This window comes from Bradyrhizobium sp. (assembly GCF_030646015.1).
Classification (GTDB): domain Bacteria; phylum Pseudomonadota; class Alphaproteobacteria; order Rhizobiales; family Xanthobacteraceae; genus Bradyrhizobium.
This window is the reverse complement of sequence record NZ_JAUSLT010000089.1, coordinates 92,412-108,644: the sequence shown is the minus strand read 5'-3', so window position 1 is coordinate 108,644 and position 16,233 is coordinate 92,412. Positions and strand designations below refer to the sequence as shown.

The following is a 16,233-nucleotide window of genomic DNA, read 5'->3' as shown; positions in this document are numbered from 1 at the left end:
TGCAAGTCTCGAATACCCTCGGAGTTACAGCGTGTTAGTGCGCCTAAATAACGTACCGCATGCATAACTTATCATCTGGGTTTGATCAGTTTCACGTCAGGAGAGTTTGAATGTTCCACATCTCGCGTTGGAAACGGCCCACGCTAGCGTCCGGTGTCGCGCTGTCGGTCCTTGCCTTTTCGGCCGCCTTGACGCCGCAGGCGTTCGCCGCCGGCAAGACCATCACCGCGGTGATGCATTCCGATTTGCGCGTGACCGATCCCGGTCTCACCACCGCCTACATCACCCGCGACCACGGCTACATGGTCTACGACACGCTGGTGGCCACCGATTCGAACTTCAAGATCCAGCCGCAGATGGCGGAATGGAAAATCTCGGACGACAAGCTCACCTACACCTTCACCCTGCGCGACGGCCTGAAATGGCATGACGGCAAGCCGGTGACGGCGGAAGACTGCGTTGCCTCGCTGAAGCGCTGGGGCAAGAACGACGGCATGGGCCAGAAGCTGATGGATTTCACCGCCAGCATCACGGCCGCCGACGACAAGACCATCGTGCTGAAATTGAAGGAGCCCTACGGCCTGGTGCTGGAGTCGCTCGGAAAACCGTCGTCGCTGGTGCCGTTCATGATGCCGAAGCGCCTGGCCGAGACCGAGCCCGGCAAGGCCATCGCCGAACAGATCGGCTCCGGCCCGTTCAAATTCATCGCCGCCGAATTCCAGCCCGGCGTCAAGGTCGCCTACGAGAAGAACAAGGACTACGTGCCGCGCAAGGAGCCGGCGAGCTGGACCGCCGGCGGCAAGGTGGTCAAGGTCGACCGCGTCGAATGGCTCACCATGCCCGACGCGCAGACCGTGGTGAATTCGCTGCAGTCGGGCGATATCGATTTCGCGGAAAATCCGTCCTTCGATTTCCTGCCGGCGCTGGAAGCCAACAAGGACATCAAGGTCGAAACCCTCAACAAGTTCGGCTTCCAGACGCTCGGGCGCATGAATTTCATCCATCCGCCCTTCGACAACGTCAAGGTACGCCGCGCCGCGTTCCTGGCCATGAGCCAGAAGCCGGTGCTCGACGCGCTGGTCGGCAATCCCAAATATTACAAGATCTGCGGCGCGATCTTCATCTGCGACACGCCGCTCGCCACCGACGTCGGTTCGGAGACCCTGGTGAAGGGCAACGGCATGGCGGAAGCCAAGAAGGCGCTCGCCGAATCCGGCTACGACGGCACGCCGATCGTGATCATGGCGCCCGGCGACGTGGTGACCCTGAAGGCGCAGCCGATCGTGGCGGCGCAGTTGCTGCGCGAAGCCGGCTTCAAGGTCGACGTGCAGGCCACCGACTGGCAGACCGTGGTGACCCGCCGCGCCAGCCAGAAGCCGATCAAGGAAGGCGGCTGGAACATGTTCTTCACCAACTGGGTCGGCGCCGACGTGTCCAACCCCGTCGCCAACGTCTCGATCGGCGGCCGCGGCACCAAGGGCGGCTGGTTCGGCTGGGCCGAAGACGCCAAGGTCGAACAGCTGCGCGATGCCTATGCCCGCGCAGGCACCCCCGAAGAGCAGAAGAAGATCGCCGCCGACCTGCAGAAGCATGCCTATGAGCAGGCGATCTACATCCCGCTCGGGCAATATCTCGCGCCCAGCGCCTGGAGCACCAAACTGACCGGCGTACTCGACGGCCCGGCGACCCCGGTGTTCTGGAATATCGAGAAGAAGTAGGGGGCGGGCGACAGTCCCGCGGCCGTCATTGCGAGCGAAGCGAAGCAATCCATCTTTTAGATCGTATGGATTGCTTCGTCGCTTCGCTCCTCGCAATGACGGCGCTCAAGATTATCTAAGCGTCATGCCCGGCCTTGTGCCGGGCATTTTCGTTTTGCGATAACTTGACGACTCGCGGATCAGCAGTGGCTGCTGCGGAGCGATTCCAGTCCGTCATTCAAGATCGGCGGCGCGGCCTGCGCGGACGGCGAACTCGGGGCAGGCAAACCAGTCGGCGGCTTGTGGGTGGTTACGGCGCGCCGGTTACCGTGATTTTCGCTGGGCATGTCGTCTTGCTCCGATTGCTGCAGGACAACATTTTCGGGACAGGGATGTTCCCGAGGGCGAGGAGATGCATGGCCTGGATTCCGCAAGCCATGCGGCGCCGGAACAGGACTTGGCTTCGCGTTTCGTGTCAGCGCGAGGCCGATGGTTTAGCCCTGGTATCGCTGCATGATCGCCATGGCCGATTGCAGCATCTGGCGCGTGACCTCGTCGTTGCGCGAAACCGCGCCCTCGATGCCGGCGCGAACCTTCTGCGTGAAGTCGAGGCGTTCGCCATCGTTGGCGGCCGGAAGCTCGCCAGTACCGCCACTCACCGGAATTTTCATCGTCATCGCCATGAAAGGCCGACTGTCATCAAGCGACATTTTCCCGCTGCGAATCTGGTCATTGCTCCAGTCCCGCATTTCCTGGCGCGTCATGTTGCTGATGTCGACCTGCTTGACGCCGGCTGCGCCCGATCCGGACGGGCCTGCCGTGGCCGTGGCCAGCACGTCCGCGAACGATGTCGCGTTGCCGGGCGCGGCAGGGGATTGCGCGCGCTGGCTGGCGTGGAGATAGCTCGTTCCCGCATCAATTTTCATCGTGGCAACCTCTTCAAGACAGCGTAGGCACCGACCATGCGAGGCAAGGCTGGTGCCGGCCTTTCGGTCGTTAGACAGGCGGCGTTGATCCACCCGAATCGCGTTCAAGATTTAGAACAGCAAGGCTGAAGGGTTCGTTAGTCGGTACTTGGCTGCGGTTGGGATCCGATCGCCGCAGATTGGTGGAGCGCGACAGCGAACTTGCCGCCATGCGCTTTGTCACGCCATTCGTGCGGCTCGTCAGAGCCAATCTCTGGTGCGGGCGGTGGGAATCGAACCCACACGATGTTGCCATCGAGGGATTTTAAGTCCCTTGCGTCTACCAGTTCCGCCACGTCCGCGCGTTTGTTTCATAACGCTTTTTCGGCTTTGGGCAATGAATGTTTTGCAGATCGTCCCTTGCGTTTTGCAAAACAGGTTCCGGGCACGTTCTCGCGCCGGAACGACGAACGTGACGATGACCCGGTTCTAGATCAGCCCGAGCTACGACGCGCCGCTGCCCGACCTGCCCGACTACTTTTTCACCATGGAGGAATAGCAGCGCTCGCGCGCTGACCGAACCACCGCGTTCGGTCTGCCGTGGACGCTCTGATGCATGGTGCTCGGAGGTCCCGCCACCATCACCGTTCATGACAGCCGTCGCGAAAACAGCGACAGGTCGAGATCGGCCATGATCCTGTCGCGGGCTGGCGTGGGGAACACCCCAAAGCCTCGATGAATGACCGCAGCGAACCGGGCCGTTGTCCGCCCGGTCAGAAAGCCGGTTCTGACATTAGGACACCGGCAATACCACGGACTCTCACCCCGGTAGTAGTAGCCGGGACACCTCCGGTCCTGATCGCTGATCACAATGGGCGACGAGAAACGAGCAAATGCATACCCCATCGAAGACGGGTCCAACTCCCGTCGGGAGGGCCGATTGGCACCCGTCAAGGTGCGCTCGATAAAGTGGTTGGAAATTGTGGCCTTCGACCGTGACCGTCCCGCTGAGCGGGAGGGAGGGCAACGGAGGGGGAGGCGTGCCTTTCAGCAAACTGAATGCTGCCCCGATTCGAGGGTCAGTACGTAACGCAATATATGAGAACTCGGAACGATGAAGCGAAGATTTACAACGGCGGCGGCCAGATCCGAACGATTCCAGACCCTTTTTGACGCCTTGCGCGCCAGCGAAAATATGGACGTAGTCGCTGAATATCTTGCTCGCGGTAGAATATTGTCAAGCGCCCGCACTAAAACCTTAGAAGCCCGCTGGCGGGTTTTGTTGCGCAAGTACCTTGATGGCGGTTCGTTCGAGGAAGCAATGGAGGACGTATTTTCCGAGCTTACGCTACGCGGTATTGATCACGTCGAGTTGCCTCGGGATCTTGAGGCTCTAGTCATATCGCATTACGAACGCGTTGACGAAGAACTAAAGTCAAACTTCGAACTGCGAATGGCTCTGTTCGAGAAGATTTTCAAATTTGCGGAAACCCTCCGTAAGCCCAATAACTAAGTTAGAAACCCAATGGCCAGCAAGAAAACAGCGGGAAAACAGCGGCGGGGCCGCCCGTTCGCTCGCGGGCAGAGCGGCAATAAAGCTGGCAGGCCGCCGGGCTCGCGCAATAAGGCAACGCTTATGTCCGAGGCGATCTCCGAGGGGGATGCGTTGGCGATTGCGCGCGCTGTTGTCGGCAAAGCAAAGAAGGGCGATGCAACCGCCGCGAGGCTCGTTCTTGATCGATTGTGGCCTGTACCACGGGGTCACACGATTAAATCTAGGTCTGGAATAATCCCGAAGGTTGCGAGTTCTGCTGATGTACTTGCGGCCCATGGAGCGGTGATCAGATCCGTCGCAACGGGCGAGCTGCCAACCGATGCAGCTCAAGCCCTTTCGGAATTGTTTGAAAGACAGTTGCGAATGATCGAGACGACAGCCATTGAGGACCGTCTAAAGGCGCTTGAGCTGCGGATCGCCAGTGAACACGGATCAAGATCAAATGAAGAAGGCAACTGAGCGCAGGTTGGCTGCAGCCGAGCGGCTGCTGTTGTCGGAGAAAGGCAGCCTTCAAGTGATCATCATTCACGGCGGCTTTTCAGGCCCGCCCCGGTTGGCGGATGTCGGCGGCCGAATACTGGAGCGCGCCGGCGATGAAACGCTTGACGCTTTTGAGAAGCGAGTAATCAACGATGCCAAAGCGGCTAATCTTAAATCAGTTGTCATCGGCGGGCTTCCGCCGAATGGCGTGGAGTTGGGTACTTCAGATGAATTTTTGAGTCGTTTTCAATTTTCGGAAGTTCCTCCGGAGGAGCCATACTAGGAAAATGACGCGCCTCTCGCTCATGAAGCCCTTTTGAACGGCGTTGATCTATCGAAATTGACCATTCGCACGCTCTTTGCCCGATCTCAGCAAATTTTCTGGAATGCAATGATGGTGAGATAAGCGAGGATTGCCCATAAAGGAATGAGAGCATTTGGTAATGGGTTAGCAAAGCGAAAACGCTGACTATCATACGGCAACTTGTTTCGAAGCCTGCCGTGCAAGACGCCGCGCATGACGCTTTTTCCAATAGTTATCCCGCTCCAGATGAAATGACGGCATACCCAAATAGATTTGCTGGGTCGCATCGGCAAAATTAAATAATGTTCGCGTGTTGTTGTAATCGGCGAATTTCGCGTGCTTGCCGCCTAGTTCCTTCCAAGTCGACGACACGTAGTGATCCATCATCAGTTCGTGCGACGTCAAAAGGAGGACTGGATTTGTCGGCTCGCCATATAGGTTCACGCGTCGTCCCCACTTGACGAAACTCGTCAGCATTTTCTTCTCGGCTGGAGTAAAATGATCGCGCAGCACTGCAATCACAATTACCGCCTCTGGCAGCTTGGTCACGACCTGCCTGAGCTTGGCTAACTCGCTGGAGGTAATCGATTCACCTTGTCCGAATGACTTAGCTTCGCCGATCACGAGTTGTGGAGGGCGGTGCGTTTCCTGCATACGCTCTCCAGCATGCCAAGCGATGAAATCGACTTCGCGGTCGATGCCATCGAAGCTCAAGTTCATTGCGGTGGCGAAAGTCATGCGATCCATCGCCGACCGATAACGACTAAGCACGCGTAGCGCCAAGAGCGCGCTGTATGAGCCGCGACCATAGTCAGGTACAGAGAATGGACCGACCACGCGATATGTCCAGTTGCGGTTGTGGTCTCTCAAACCCGCTTCCGGAAATTCAAAAAGTTTCAGGCAGCGGTCGCAAACGACACGATAGTCGACCGCCGTCAACGTGCTCCACTTCTTGGCACTGCAATGCGGACATTCCGTCTCGACCCCAAGACGAATGATATTCGCCGCAGTGAATTTTACCAAATCCGCTGAGGAGGAGCGTTTTTCCTTCCGACGTGAAACAAGCTTTGTCCAAACCTTTAAGGATGCGGTCCTGAGTTCGAAGGTTTCCTCGATTGTTTCCACTTCGTTTCGCTTTCGCCGCATCCCTCCCGCCATCTTGTTGAGCAGTTTTAAAGTGTCAAGATCAGCCAGCAAATGCACGCCCCATAGGCCACCGAGATGCTCCAGCATTTGCTTGGCGATGTGGCCCGGTTCCGATAGTTTGGCCCTTATGCCTAGTTGCTTAAGCGAGCCAATAATCGCTTCTTCAGGATTCATCAGCGAAACGTACTGACCCAGATTCTTATGGCTCTGCGGGAAAACCCAGCCTTCACCTCCAACCGCAACGCTCTCACCGCCTAAAGCAAGGCTTGGCCAAGTACGATCGAAGGTATTGAAGGGCAGTAGTGACGCGACGCTCTTTTTGCCGTAGTTGGAGAGGCGAAGAACATTAACCCATCGATGATCGCCCTTGCTGTGGCGAATGGAGAACTCGGGCTCAAGCGCTTCAAACGTAGTGTGCAATCGCTGACCATCTTCCTTAAGGAGAAGATCGGCTCGTTTCTCGTTTGCAACTACTTTCAAGCGCGTATCGCGATGCATTCTATCGTCGCGATGGTCAATCCATATTGAATTGCGCCAGTACTTCACCGTCAGTGCGCCGGGCGGCAATCCGGGTTTAAGCGTATGTACTAACGCCTCGGCATCCTTCTTTCGTATGGAGCGGCCAAACTCAATTGTTGCGTGATGCATAATGCCATTTGGATTCCCAGCGACCGATCTGTGCTCTGACTGGAGCAGATCAAAGATGTCGTCGGCCAGTGCCACGAACCAACCGATTGGAACGGGTAGAACGGGATGAGGTTCGAGCCTCAAATTCCAAAGATCGATCAAATCGGTGGCGCGCGCCGGATCGAAAACGAACACCAATAGGTCGTGGTACCAATAACGTTGTGTGTTTAAACCGTGACGCGTAACCCGCAGGGGAGTTTCAGCGCCTCTTTGAAAGACCCGACGCCAGTTTTCGGGTGTCGCATCTACCTCCTCCGGTTTGTAGACATCCGTGTACGCTTGCCGGATGTAGTCCACGTCAGGCGTCGTTGGGTATACACCGAAGACGGATTCTACGAGCGCGTTGCCTCGCTGCGGCTTGACAACAACGCTCTCCCGTTTGTCTCTCAGAACGAACTTTTGCTCAGTCTTGTAGATATGGCCCAATATATCTTGGATGTTCAAACCGAACTGCGGCTCCGAATAGCTTCTGTCGGGCTCAGGCTCCAAGAGCTCCTTCAGCGTTATTACGTGCGAATGAAACGAGTATTCTGGACGCAGAGCGCGGAGGCCGGCTTTTTCCAGTAAGCCCGCCTTGGCTTCAACGTACACGTCGGGTTCAAAGAACCGGACATATCCTTTGGCTACTGCGGCTCCCTTGAACCGATCATAGGTCTCCGACTTCCATTCGGTCGGCGGCCTGTTGAAAACCGGGATGATCGGATTGTAGACGCCTCCCCACAGGCACGTGCACGCGCGCATGATGCTGCGGACCGAAGCGAGGTCAGCAGGCTCTACAAGAAAGCCAATGCGGGTTGGCCGAAGCTGGATTTCCGCCGAAAGGTCAGACATGGCACGATCTTGCTGCAAGTTCCCGGGACAATAAAGCTCGATCCGGGACGGGTTGAGTGCAGTGCGCCGATAGTGGGTCTAGTTGAGGCCAGATCCAAGCAGGCGCAATCCTATTGCGCAAAATCAATACGAGCGTATAGTTCTTGCTCAGCGCGGCAGGGACGGGTTTCATGAGACCGATTGTCAGCTACATCCGGGTATCGACGGGCAAGCAGGGTAAGAGCGGTCTGGGAATCGAGGCTCAGCGCGCGGCCATTTCCCGGTTCGCCGCCGCTGAGGGTCTGGAGGTGCTTACCGAGTTCGTGGAGGTTGAGACGGGCAAGGGAGCGGACGCCATGGAGCGCCGCCCTAGGCTGGCCGAGGCGCTATCCAAGGCCAAGAGGGCTAAGGCACCGGTCGTGGTCGCCAAACTGTGCCGTCTGTCCCGTGACGTTGCGTTTATTTCCGGGCTGATGGCGCAGCGGGTGCCGTTCATTGTGGCCGAGTTGGGGGCGGACGCTGACTCCTTCATGCTGCACATCTACGCCGCCTTAGCTGAAAAAGAGCGAGCGTTGATCGCGGACCGGACCCGCGCTGCTCTGGCTCAGAAGAAGGCGCAGGGCAAGGTTCTGGGAAACCCCACTAACCTCCCGGAGGCGCAGGCGAAGGGCGTGGCCACAAACCAGAAGGCGGCGGACGCTTTCGCCGCCAACGTCCTGCCCATCGTGCGCCAGATACAAGCCACCGGGGCAACGACCCACCGCGCCATAGCGCAGGCACTGAATGACAGGCGCGTGCGCACGGCACGAGGCGGGATGTGGCACGATAGTACGGTGCGCAACCTGCTTGCACGGGCAAGTGATCCCACAACGAGACGCGGCGAATCATAAACGGCGCAGACGCCTCGCCTCGTGAACGTGATCACTATTGCTCGGATTACAGTTCATTGTTCTCGCCAAGGGACCGAGGAGACCACGGTGATTTGCACGAAAGTACGATGCGTAATGTGCTGGCGGAGTGCATTGGAAGTGAGATATTTTTGATTGCCTCATCTTGAACCGATTGGCGGCGTCATTGGGGATATTGAGCCGGGGGATTTCGTGGAGGATTTAGAACGCTATCTTGATGAAATTGTCGAGCCCACAATCAAGGACTTGGAAGCAAACCGCACGTCGGTCCGGAAGACCTTCCTTGCGTGCGTCGTGGTATTTCACGCAATTGACTATTTGGCATATCCCAAGCGCTCTCGAACACTTCGACAGCAATTCAATCAGGAATCACGGTCCTTCGCTATCGTCGACGACACGGCGCATGCGTTCAAGCACGTCGTCGCGGGAAATCCAGCGAGCCCCGATCTTACGGCGAGGGAAGTCATTTCACGACCTCCGGCGGTTTGGGGCAAAATGACATGGGACCTGTCGCGCTGGGGCGACCCTGTCGGCGGCGTCACGCTCGATAAGGAACGCAATGTGGACCTATACGACGTGGTGGTCGACGCGACTGCATTCCTTCGTCGGAAGCTAAAGGAAGTCCCCTCTGACCAATGCCCCATCGACAGAGGAACACCTTAGTCCTCTCGGCTTGCGGCAAGTAAGTTGTACGAGACTGGGATATCAATACTGATCCCTTGGACGGGTCGCTGTCCGGAGTTTTAACGATGGCGGAACAGAAGGCACGCAATCGCCGCTTAGGCAACCAACCCAAACCCGTAATTCAGAGATGGTGGCGCCTCAAGAGCGTGAGGGTCGCAAAGCGCGTGGCGCGCTTTATGTCACGCTGGAAATTGCCGCTAGCGGAAAGGAAAAGGCGACGGGTGCTCGCCTCGACGTTTGAGACGATCAAGTCGCTAGCAATCAAACATGAGAATGGCAAGTTCACCGGCCTATCGATTTTGTTCAATATCGGACTTTATTTGCTAATTGCTGATCGCGACATTCAGGCAGTAAAGCTAGGTGCACTCACACACCCTGACGAGTGGACTAGAAAACTGCACGCCCGAATCATGTTGCTAACGATCTACGAGTGGGACGCCGATAAAGTAGCCGGTCGACAATTGAAACAGGCGATGGAGTTGATGCTGGTTCCGGACGAACTGCAACGCGAGGCAATTGAATGCCTACGCGATCTCAGGCTAGTTCAAAGGAAGGCGAGAAAGCAATTTGCCTTCATCAGGAATGTAGCAATTGCTCACCGTGACCCCAATGCGTTGATTCAGTATCGTGCGATTCGCGATCTCGATGTAAACGCAGTTTTTGCATTGGCGACTGAGTTCTTTGGCGTCGTCGAAAAATTCGTAGGCATTCAAACGAAGCTGTTGGCGGCAACTGACAACCTGCCATCTCTTCTTAACCAGTGGGCGGCCAACACCAAGGCGTAGCATCCATATGTCGAGCCCAATCTACCATCGCTTGGTAGGTGCGCACGGATCGTAAGGGTGGCTACTCAGCAAGCCGGACATCGACTGTCCCGCGCGAGCGGCCTAGAACAAAGGTAGCCCGCTTGCATTCCCAGCGTGCCAAATTCCTCGTGCCAAAATTGTCCACAGCTTTCTTTTGGCGCTTCAAGCACCTGAAATAATTACGAAACTTACCTAATAGGCGCGTATACGGCGAATCCGACGAAAGTCTCTTGGCTGCGGTTGACCACGCGTGACCGCCCTCGCATTGTTCTGCTTCTAGCTGGAAATTTACAGTGAGAGCCAGAAATGCCGCGTCAGAATGGTCACTTCGCTGACGATATTGTTCGCGACGACGACGACAGCGTCCTGTCCTTCCATGAATGGTGCGCGAAGGCAAACGTAAGCGAATCTACCGGGCGACGAATGGTTGCCTGTGGCGAAGGTCCCGTTCTCACGCAGATAAGCAGACGACGGTTTGGCATTACAAAGCGACATCACCGCGAATGGCTGCGCGAGAGATTAGCGGTATCCGCGCCAAGGAAACGAAATGTCTGATGTCGGTTTGCCGTTTTGGCCTGCCGCGCTGCGCCTTGATCAGGCGGCGGCGTACAGCGGCCTGAGTAAGCAGACCTTCAAGGAGGTCTGCCCCGTCAAACCGGTTTCGTTCACCAGCTCCGCAAGAGGCGACCGGTATTTGCGCGCTAGTCTGGACAACTGGATGCAATCGTTAGACCCGAATGTCGCTGCAACAATGACGACCAGACGCTTCGGAGAGAGGATCAATGGTTAAGGTCAAGTTGAGTGGACTGAACATCGTACCCGCACGCGGCAAGTGGTACGTCTACCACCGCGACAGCAAGGAGATCCTGTTGAAGGGTTTCGAGGGAAGCCGCGCCGATCTGGTGCGACGGCTTGCCGAACCGGATTTGATCGCCGCCTATAACAATCGCAGGACACGCGACCTCAAGCGCACCTATCCGGAAGGGACGCTCGGTGCGTGTGTGCAGTGGTTCGAGACCGAATGCCCGACCTATACGAAGCTGGCGGACGCTACCAAGAAGGACTACACCGCCGCCTTCCAGTATCTGCGACCCGAGTTCGACGTGCCGCTGCATTCGATCACGCAACCCGAGCTGTATGAGGTCCGCGACCGCTGCGCCGTGCAGAAGTGGCCCCGGTTCGCTGACAAGATGATGTCGGCGCTTTCGTCGATGTTTTCGCAGGCCGTCAAGCGAGGCAAGATGCCGACCAATCCGGCGAAGGGCATCGACAAGGCCCACAGGGCCGATCCGAACGCCAATCGCGAATGGTCGCCGGAGGAATGGCCCGCCGCGACCGCGAACGCGCCGACCGAGATCATGATCCCGCTGATGCTGGCCCGCTATGTCGGCTTCCGGGGTCAGACCATCGCATCGGTACAGTGGAAGAACTACCAGCCCGATGCCCGCTTCGGAAAATGCTTCCGGCACGTCGCCAAGAAGAATGCCGAACAATCATGGGTGCTGGTCGCGCCCGAACTGCAAGCCTATCTCGACAGCCTTGACCGCACTTCGCTCAACATCGCGACCAGAACGGACGGGAGGCCGTGGGCGAGCGAGAAGGAGATGCAGACCGCCGTCAGCCACTACCTGCGGCGGCTTGAGAAGGATGGCCTGATTGGGGCAGGGACGACCCTGCATGGCCTGCGCGTGAGCTACGCGGCGGAGCTAGGCCGGGGAGGCGCAAGCAATGGTGACGTTGCTGCGGCGCTGGGCGACCGCTCCGAGCGGATGGGTAAGCACTACACGCGACACGTTGAAAACGAAACCAGAGTAATCAGGGCATTCGAGGGAAAAAAGAAGCCCTAGATGTTTTGCAAATCTCGTTTCGTTCCATAGGTTTCGATGCACTTTAGACTTGATGTTTGCAGAGAAGTCACAATGAAAACAACAACGCCAAGGCATTTTAAGTCCCTTGCGTCTACCAGTTCCGCCACGTCCGCTTAGTCCACGAGATCAGATACTTAGCGCGTTTCCTTACGGCTTGGAAATGGGGTAGGCTGCAGGGCGGCGCCAAGTCCTGCTTACGGCAGCGCGCGGGTCAAAGCAAAGTCAAAGGCAAAGCCTCAATCCCGACATCCCCGCCTGCTTTAGGCATTCTCAAGATTGTCCGTCTACGAAAAGCCGCATGACCGCCCAAACGCGCCACCCGTCCTTGTCGTTCGCCGCCGCCGTGGCGGTGCTGTTCGTGGCCTTGGGGCTCGGCGGCTGCGCCAGCATGAGCGACGGCATGAGCACGGCGTTTGCCGATCCCGCCCAGTTCGATCTCTACGACTGCAAGCAGCTCGAGACGGCGCGCAAGACGCAGGCGGCCCGCACCGCGGAATTGCAGGGCCTGATGGCGAAGGCCGAGACCGGGGCAGGCGGCGCTGTGGTGGCTGAACTCGCCTACCGCAACGAGTACATCGCGGTGCGTGGCCAGGCCAAATTCGCCGAGGAAGCCTGGCAGAAAAACCGCTGCGCCACCGCAGCGCCGCCCGCTGCCGCGCCGGTGCCTCCGGTGATCGCGCCGGCGCCGAAGCGCTGAGGCGGCGGGTTTTCCCGCCGGGTCGATGCGAGCGCTTCCATCAGCGTTCGGCGCAAAAAATCTTCTCCTCACGAGGCCTGCGTCAAAGCACCGATTTGTTGAACGGATTCAACAAGTCCCACCCGACGGGCAAATCACTTCTGGTTATCGGAAATTGTGTCAAGCCCTCTCGGGAAAAATATTTCTGTTTATCAGAAATGCAAACCGGACTATATGAATAGCCATCCCGTCCCACCCAGAGGGGCGTTGCGCAACGTCATCAGCGCGGGGCGGGGATGCGGTGGACGGGGATGGCGCTCCTGACGAGGGTGCCTGAAGCGGACGACGAAGTCGTGTTGTCCTGACATCTCGGTGCTGATGTCAAGCCTGCGGTCAGTCCCGCAGGTGACGGTGGCAAGAAAGCCGATCGCCGGGGAGACCACGTATAAGCGTAAACCATCGCGCGGGGAGTGCCGGGTGATTCCGGTGTGACCTGACTAACGCGTGTGCCTACTACCCACTACCGTTGCACACGCGGCTATCGGGCGCATCGGGCGCCCGGCCTCCCCGCGCCCTCTGATTGGAGAGGGCGGAAGATAAATGGCAAAGCTCGGGCGAAACGTGCCGCGAGATTGCGAAGGCGTGTTTGCGAACGAGCGCTGTCTGATATTCGTATCCAAAAAACCCGTAGCCCGGATGGAGCCAACGGGTCGGCGCTTGGCGCCGCCCGATGGCGCAATCCGGGGCCAGCCTCGCGTTCGTTCCCGGATTGCGCCAGCGGCCCGCGCCTTCGCGCGATCCGCTGGCTCCATCCGGGCTACGAAGAAAAGACCTTCGCATGCGCGCCCCACACCACCCCTCACGCCCGCCAGTCGTAAATCCAGTCCTGCCGCGCCAGCATGCGCTGCGGTCCCATCGCGCGGATGAACCAGTCGCGGGCCAGCGCCGCCGGGCCGCCGAGGTGATAGATCGTGCCGTTGCGCCGCGCGGTCCGCTGCACGCGGCCGACGCGGGCGCGGCGCATCTGGCCGTAGCGCTTCAGCGCCGCTGGTATGCCGGCGGCGTTGTCGCCTTCGCCTTCGCCCAGCACCTTGGCCAGCACCGCCGCATCCTCGATCGCCATGCCGGCGCCTTGCGCGGCAAACGGCAGCATGGCGTGGACGGCGTCGCCCAGCAGCGCCACCGCGCCTTCGCTCCATTGGCCGCCCTCGGGCACCGTGAACAGCGCCCATTTGCGCCAGTCGTCGACGGCGTTGAGCATCATCCGCGCCGGCGCCGGCCAGCGGTACGAGGCAAAGGCGTTCTTGATTTCGGCGGCCTCGCCGGGCGCGCTCCAGCCCGGCCGGTTCCAGGTTCCCGGCACCACGGCGACGACGTTGATCAGGCGCGCGCCCGAGATCGGGTAGGCGACGAGATGGGCGTTCGGGCCCATCCAGAGCTGGACCCGGCGCGAGGTGTATTCGCGCGGCAGCTGGGTGGCGTCGAGCGTGCCGCGCCAGGCGATCAGGCCGGAGAATTGCGGCTGCACCTCCGGAAACAGATGCTGCCGGACCGTGGACCAGATGCCGTCGGCGCCGATCAGCGCGGTCGCCAGTTCCTGGTGGCGCGTCATCCCGCTGCGCTGGACCACCGTCAGTCCCTTGGCGTGCGCGGTGACGTCCTCGAACTGGCAGCCGAGCCTGAGCTCGATATCGGGGTTGTCGTTGACCGCTGCCGCCAGCGCGCCCTGCAGGTCGGCGCGGTGCACCACCCAATAGGGCGCACCGGCGCGAAAGGAGGCGGCGTCGCCGAGCGGCAGCCGCGAGATTTCGCCGCCGTGGCGGGCGCTCATGATGCTGACGGCCTCGGGGATCACCGCGCGCCCGGCGAGATGCGGCTGCAGGCCGAGTTCGATCAGCACCCGGCTGGCATTGGGCGACAATTGCAGGCCGGCGCCGGCCTCCTCGAGCCGCTCGGCCTTCTCCAGCACGACGACGCGAAAGCCCTGCGCGGCGAGCGAAAGCGCCGCCGTCAGTCCCCCGATCCCGGCACCAGCGACGACGATGGTGCGTGAGATGGCCACAGGTCGATCAGGCGACCTTGTCTTTCAGCACGCATTCGGGGGGGCGGGCCTCGCCGGCCCCAAGGTCGGCGGCAAAGCGGTACAGCGTCGAGCAATAGGGGCAGATGATCTCGTTGTCGTTGCCGAGGTCGAGGAACACATGGGGGTGGTCGAACGGCGGATTGGCGCCCACGCACATGAACTCCTGCGAACCGATCTCAATGACCGAAACGCCGGCATCATTGTGGAAGTGTGGGACGACGTGGTCGGACATTGTATTTCACCCTGGGTGGACGGCGGCGGACGCAATCGGACGCGGCAGGCTGGACGTGCCGCGCGCTACTGATACTGGCGGAAAGTGCTGATTCCTAGAGCCCCGAGAGCTCATTTGCTCATGCAAATTCGACACAATCTTGTCCTCCCAGAGAAGCCCTTCTTTCGTCGGGGCTGTTGTGTCCGAAAAACGGCACACCATCTTGATGGGAGCGAAACACTGGGTTTTTCGGGATGAAGCGGTCGCGGATAGTTCCGGCGGTGGCGGGCATGGCGGTGTTCGCCGTGGCGTTCGCGCTGCTGTGGCCGCACGCCCGCGACTCGGCCGCCGTGCTGGCGGCGCAGGACGATCCGGCCGAGCTTTCCGACCTCCAGCTCAGTTCTGCGTTGCGGAATAACGCTGCGGTCATCGGGGACAATATCGAGGCGGCGCTCGCCGCCAACGACGCCGACCTCGCCGACAGTTTTGTCAGCCTGGCCCGGGAAAAGAACATTCCGCTCGGCGACGAGCTCCTGAAGCGCGTCAGTGACAAGGTCGCGGAACAAAGTACGTCGTCGCACTATGCCAGGCGCTTCCTCACCGGGCTCGTGGTCGGCGAGGCCGACGACGTCGCCAGCCTGTCGGGCACGGTGGCCGGCGATCTCTTTGTCTACGGCGACATCAGGGACGTGGTCCGCGAAGGCAAGCATCTGGCCATGGGCGAGGATACCGACCAGCTGGTGCTGGGGCTTGCCGCCGTGGGCCTCGTGGTGACGGCGGCGACCTACGTCTCGGTCGGCGGCGTGGCGCCGCTGCGCGCCGGGCTCACGCTGGTCAAGGATGCCCGCAAGGTCGGGCGGCTGGGCGAGGGGCTTACGCTGTGGGCCGGCCGTTCGGCGCGCGAGATGGTCGACACGCCCGTCCTGCAGCACGCGATCGCCTCCGGCTCGGTGCTGCGGCCGGGCCAGACCATGACCGCGATCAAGGCCGCGTTCCGCGCCGAGAAGGCCGGCGCGCTGGTTCGGCTCGCCAAGGATGTCGGCCGGGTCGGCGAGAAAGCGGGGATCCGCGCCGCCAAGGACACGCTGAAAATCGCCGAAGGCCCCAAGGATGTGGCGCGCGCGGCCCGGCTGGCGGAGGCCAAGGGCGGCCAGACCCGCGCGATCCTGAAAGTGCTCGGCCGCGGCGCGCTGTTGCTGGTCGCAGGCGCCTTCAATCTGACGATGTGGGTGTTCGGCGCGCTGCTTGCGCTGGTCGGCTTCCTGTCCTCGATCAAGGCCACCACCGAACGCCTGACCATGGCCTGGCTGCGCCGCAAGAAGGCGCGCCGGCTGCGAAAGCAGACGGCGGCCGCGGCGCTTGCGCCCGACGCATCTCTGGCGGGTGCCGTCGCGCACGGCTAGGATTGGTGCC

General features: G+C 59.9%; 15 protein-coding genes and 1 tRNA gene. 11 read left to right on the top strand and 5 right to left on the bottom strand.

The features are described from left to right. The first annotated feature begins 110 nt into the window (after positions 1-110). Entirely contained in the window at positions 111-1,718 is a 1,608-nt protein-coding gene (locus Q7T45_RS14420; protein ID WP_304871621.1) for an ABC transporter substrate-binding protein, read from the top strand. Positions 1,719-2,191: 473 nt separating this feature from the next. On the opposite strand, the gene Q7T45_RS14415 is transcribed toward Q7T45_RS14420, so the two are convergent. Both Q7T45_RS14415 and Q7T45_RS14410 read right to left on the bottom strand, forming a co-directional pair. Further along, positions 2,192-2,731, bottom strand: a complete 540-nt coding sequence (locus Q7T45_RS14415; protein ID WP_304871620.1) for a hypothetical protein — start codon at positions 2,729-2,731, stop codon at positions 2,192-2,194. Positions 2,732-2,877: 146 nt separating this feature from the next. Then, positions 2,878-2,964, bottom strand: a tRNA-Leu gene (locus tag Q7T45_RS14410). A 752-nt stretch (positions 2,965-3,716) separates the two neighbouring features. Here Q7T45_RS14410 and Q7T45_RS14405 point away from each other — a divergent pair. From Q7T45_RS14405 to Q7T45_RS14395, 3 genes are read left to right on the top strand one after another with little or no spacing between them, the layout of a single operon-like run. Continuing rightward, positions 3,717-4,115: a hypothetical protein gene (locus Q7T45_RS14405; RefSeq protein WP_304871619.1), complete on the top strand. Its 399-nt coding sequence runs from the start codon at positions 3,717-3,719 to the stop codon at positions 4,113-4,115. 12 nt (positions 4,116-4,127) lie between these two features. Further along, positions 4,128-4,616 (top strand): DUF5681 domain-containing protein, encoded by a 489-nt coding sequence (locus Q7T45_RS14400; RefSeq protein ID WP_304871618.1) that lies wholly within the window; start codon positions 4,128-4,130, stop codon positions 4,614-4,616. Beyond that, positions 4,600-4,920, top strand: coding sequence for a hypothetical protein (locus Q7T45_RS14395; protein WP_304871617.1), 321 nt, complete (start codon positions 4,600-4,602; stop codon positions 4,918-4,920). Before Q7T45_RS14400 ends, Q7T45_RS14395 begins: the two co-directional genes overlap by 17 nt. Before the next feature lie 189 nt (positions 4,921-5,109). Here the strand turns inward: Q7T45_RS14395 and Q7T45_RS14390 are convergent, their stop codons facing one another. Next, positions 5,110-7,605, bottom strand: a complete 2,496-nt coding sequence (locus Q7T45_RS14390; RefSeq protein ID WP_304871616.1) for a hypothetical protein — start codon at positions 7,603-7,605, stop codon at positions 5,110-5,112. Between the two features lie 170 nt (positions 7,606-7,775). Between Q7T45_RS14390 and Q7T45_RS14385 the strand changes: the two genes are divergently transcribed. The 6 genes from Q7T45_RS14385 to Q7T45_RS14360 all read left to right on the top strand — a co-directional run bounded on the left by Q7T45_RS14385 (position 7,776) and on the right by Q7T45_RS14360 (position 12,547). Beyond that, positions 7,776-8,474, top strand: a complete 699-nt coding sequence (locus Q7T45_RS14385; RefSeq protein ID WP_304871615.1) for a recombinase family protein — start codon at positions 7,776-7,778, stop codon at positions 8,472-8,474. A 153-nt stretch (positions 8,475-8,627) separates the two neighbouring features. After that, a complete protein-coding gene (locus Q7T45_RS14380; protein ID WP_304871614.1) occupies positions 8,628-9,155 on the top strand; it encodes a hypothetical protein in 528 nt (175 codons plus the stop codon). Positions 9,156-9,241: 86 nt separating this feature from the next. Further along, positions 9,242-9,961 (top strand): hypothetical protein, encoded by a 720-nt coding sequence (locus Q7T45_RS14375; RefSeq protein ID WP_304871613.1) that lies wholly within the window; start codon positions 9,242-9,244, stop codon positions 9,959-9,961. Positions 9,962-10,529: 568 nt separating this feature from the next. Then, positions 10,530-10,772 carry a hypothetical protein gene (locus Q7T45_RS14370; RefSeq protein WP_304871612.1) on the top strand — a complete coding sequence of 81 codons (243 nt, stop codon included), beginning with the start codon at positions 10,530-10,532 and terminating at the stop codon, positions 10,770-10,772. 79 nt (positions 10,773-10,851) lie between these two features. Next, on the top strand, positions 10,852-11,829 hold the full coding sequence (locus Q7T45_RS14365) for a tyrosine-type recombinase/integrase (RefSeq protein ID WP_304871611.1): 978 nt from the start codon (positions 10,852-10,854) through the stop codon (positions 11,827-11,829). Between the two features lie 319 nt (positions 11,830-12,148). Beyond that, positions 12,149-12,547, top strand: coding sequence for a twin-arginine translocation pathway signal (locus Q7T45_RS14360; protein ID WP_304871610.1), 399 nt, complete (start codon positions 12,149-12,151; stop codon positions 12,545-12,547). An 838-nt stretch (positions 12,548-13,385) separates the two neighbouring features. Here the strand turns inward: Q7T45_RS14360 and Q7T45_RS14355 are convergent. Then, on the bottom strand, positions 13,386-14,588 hold the full coding sequence (locus Q7T45_RS14355) for an FAD-dependent monooxygenase (RefSeq protein WP_304871609.1): 1,203 nt from the start codon (positions 14,586-14,588) through the stop codon (positions 13,386-13,388). Between the two features lie 7 nt (positions 14,589-14,595). Continuing rightward, the gene (locus tag Q7T45_RS14350) at positions 14,596-14,841 is read right to left on the bottom strand and encodes a zinc-finger domain-containing protein (protein ID WP_057852504.1); all 246 of its coding nucleotides are present in this window, start codon (positions 14,839-14,841) and stop codon (positions 14,596-14,598) included. Between the two features lie 233 nt (positions 14,842-15,074). On the opposite strand from Q7T45_RS14350, the gene Q7T45_RS14345 reads away from it, so the two are divergent. Then, the gene (locus Q7T45_RS14345; protein WP_304871608.1) at positions 15,075-16,223 is read left to right on the top strand and encodes a hypothetical protein; all 1,149 of its coding nucleotides are present in this window, start codon (positions 15,075-15,077) and stop codon (positions 16,221-16,223) included. Positions 16,224-16,233: the final 10 nt, after the last annotated feature.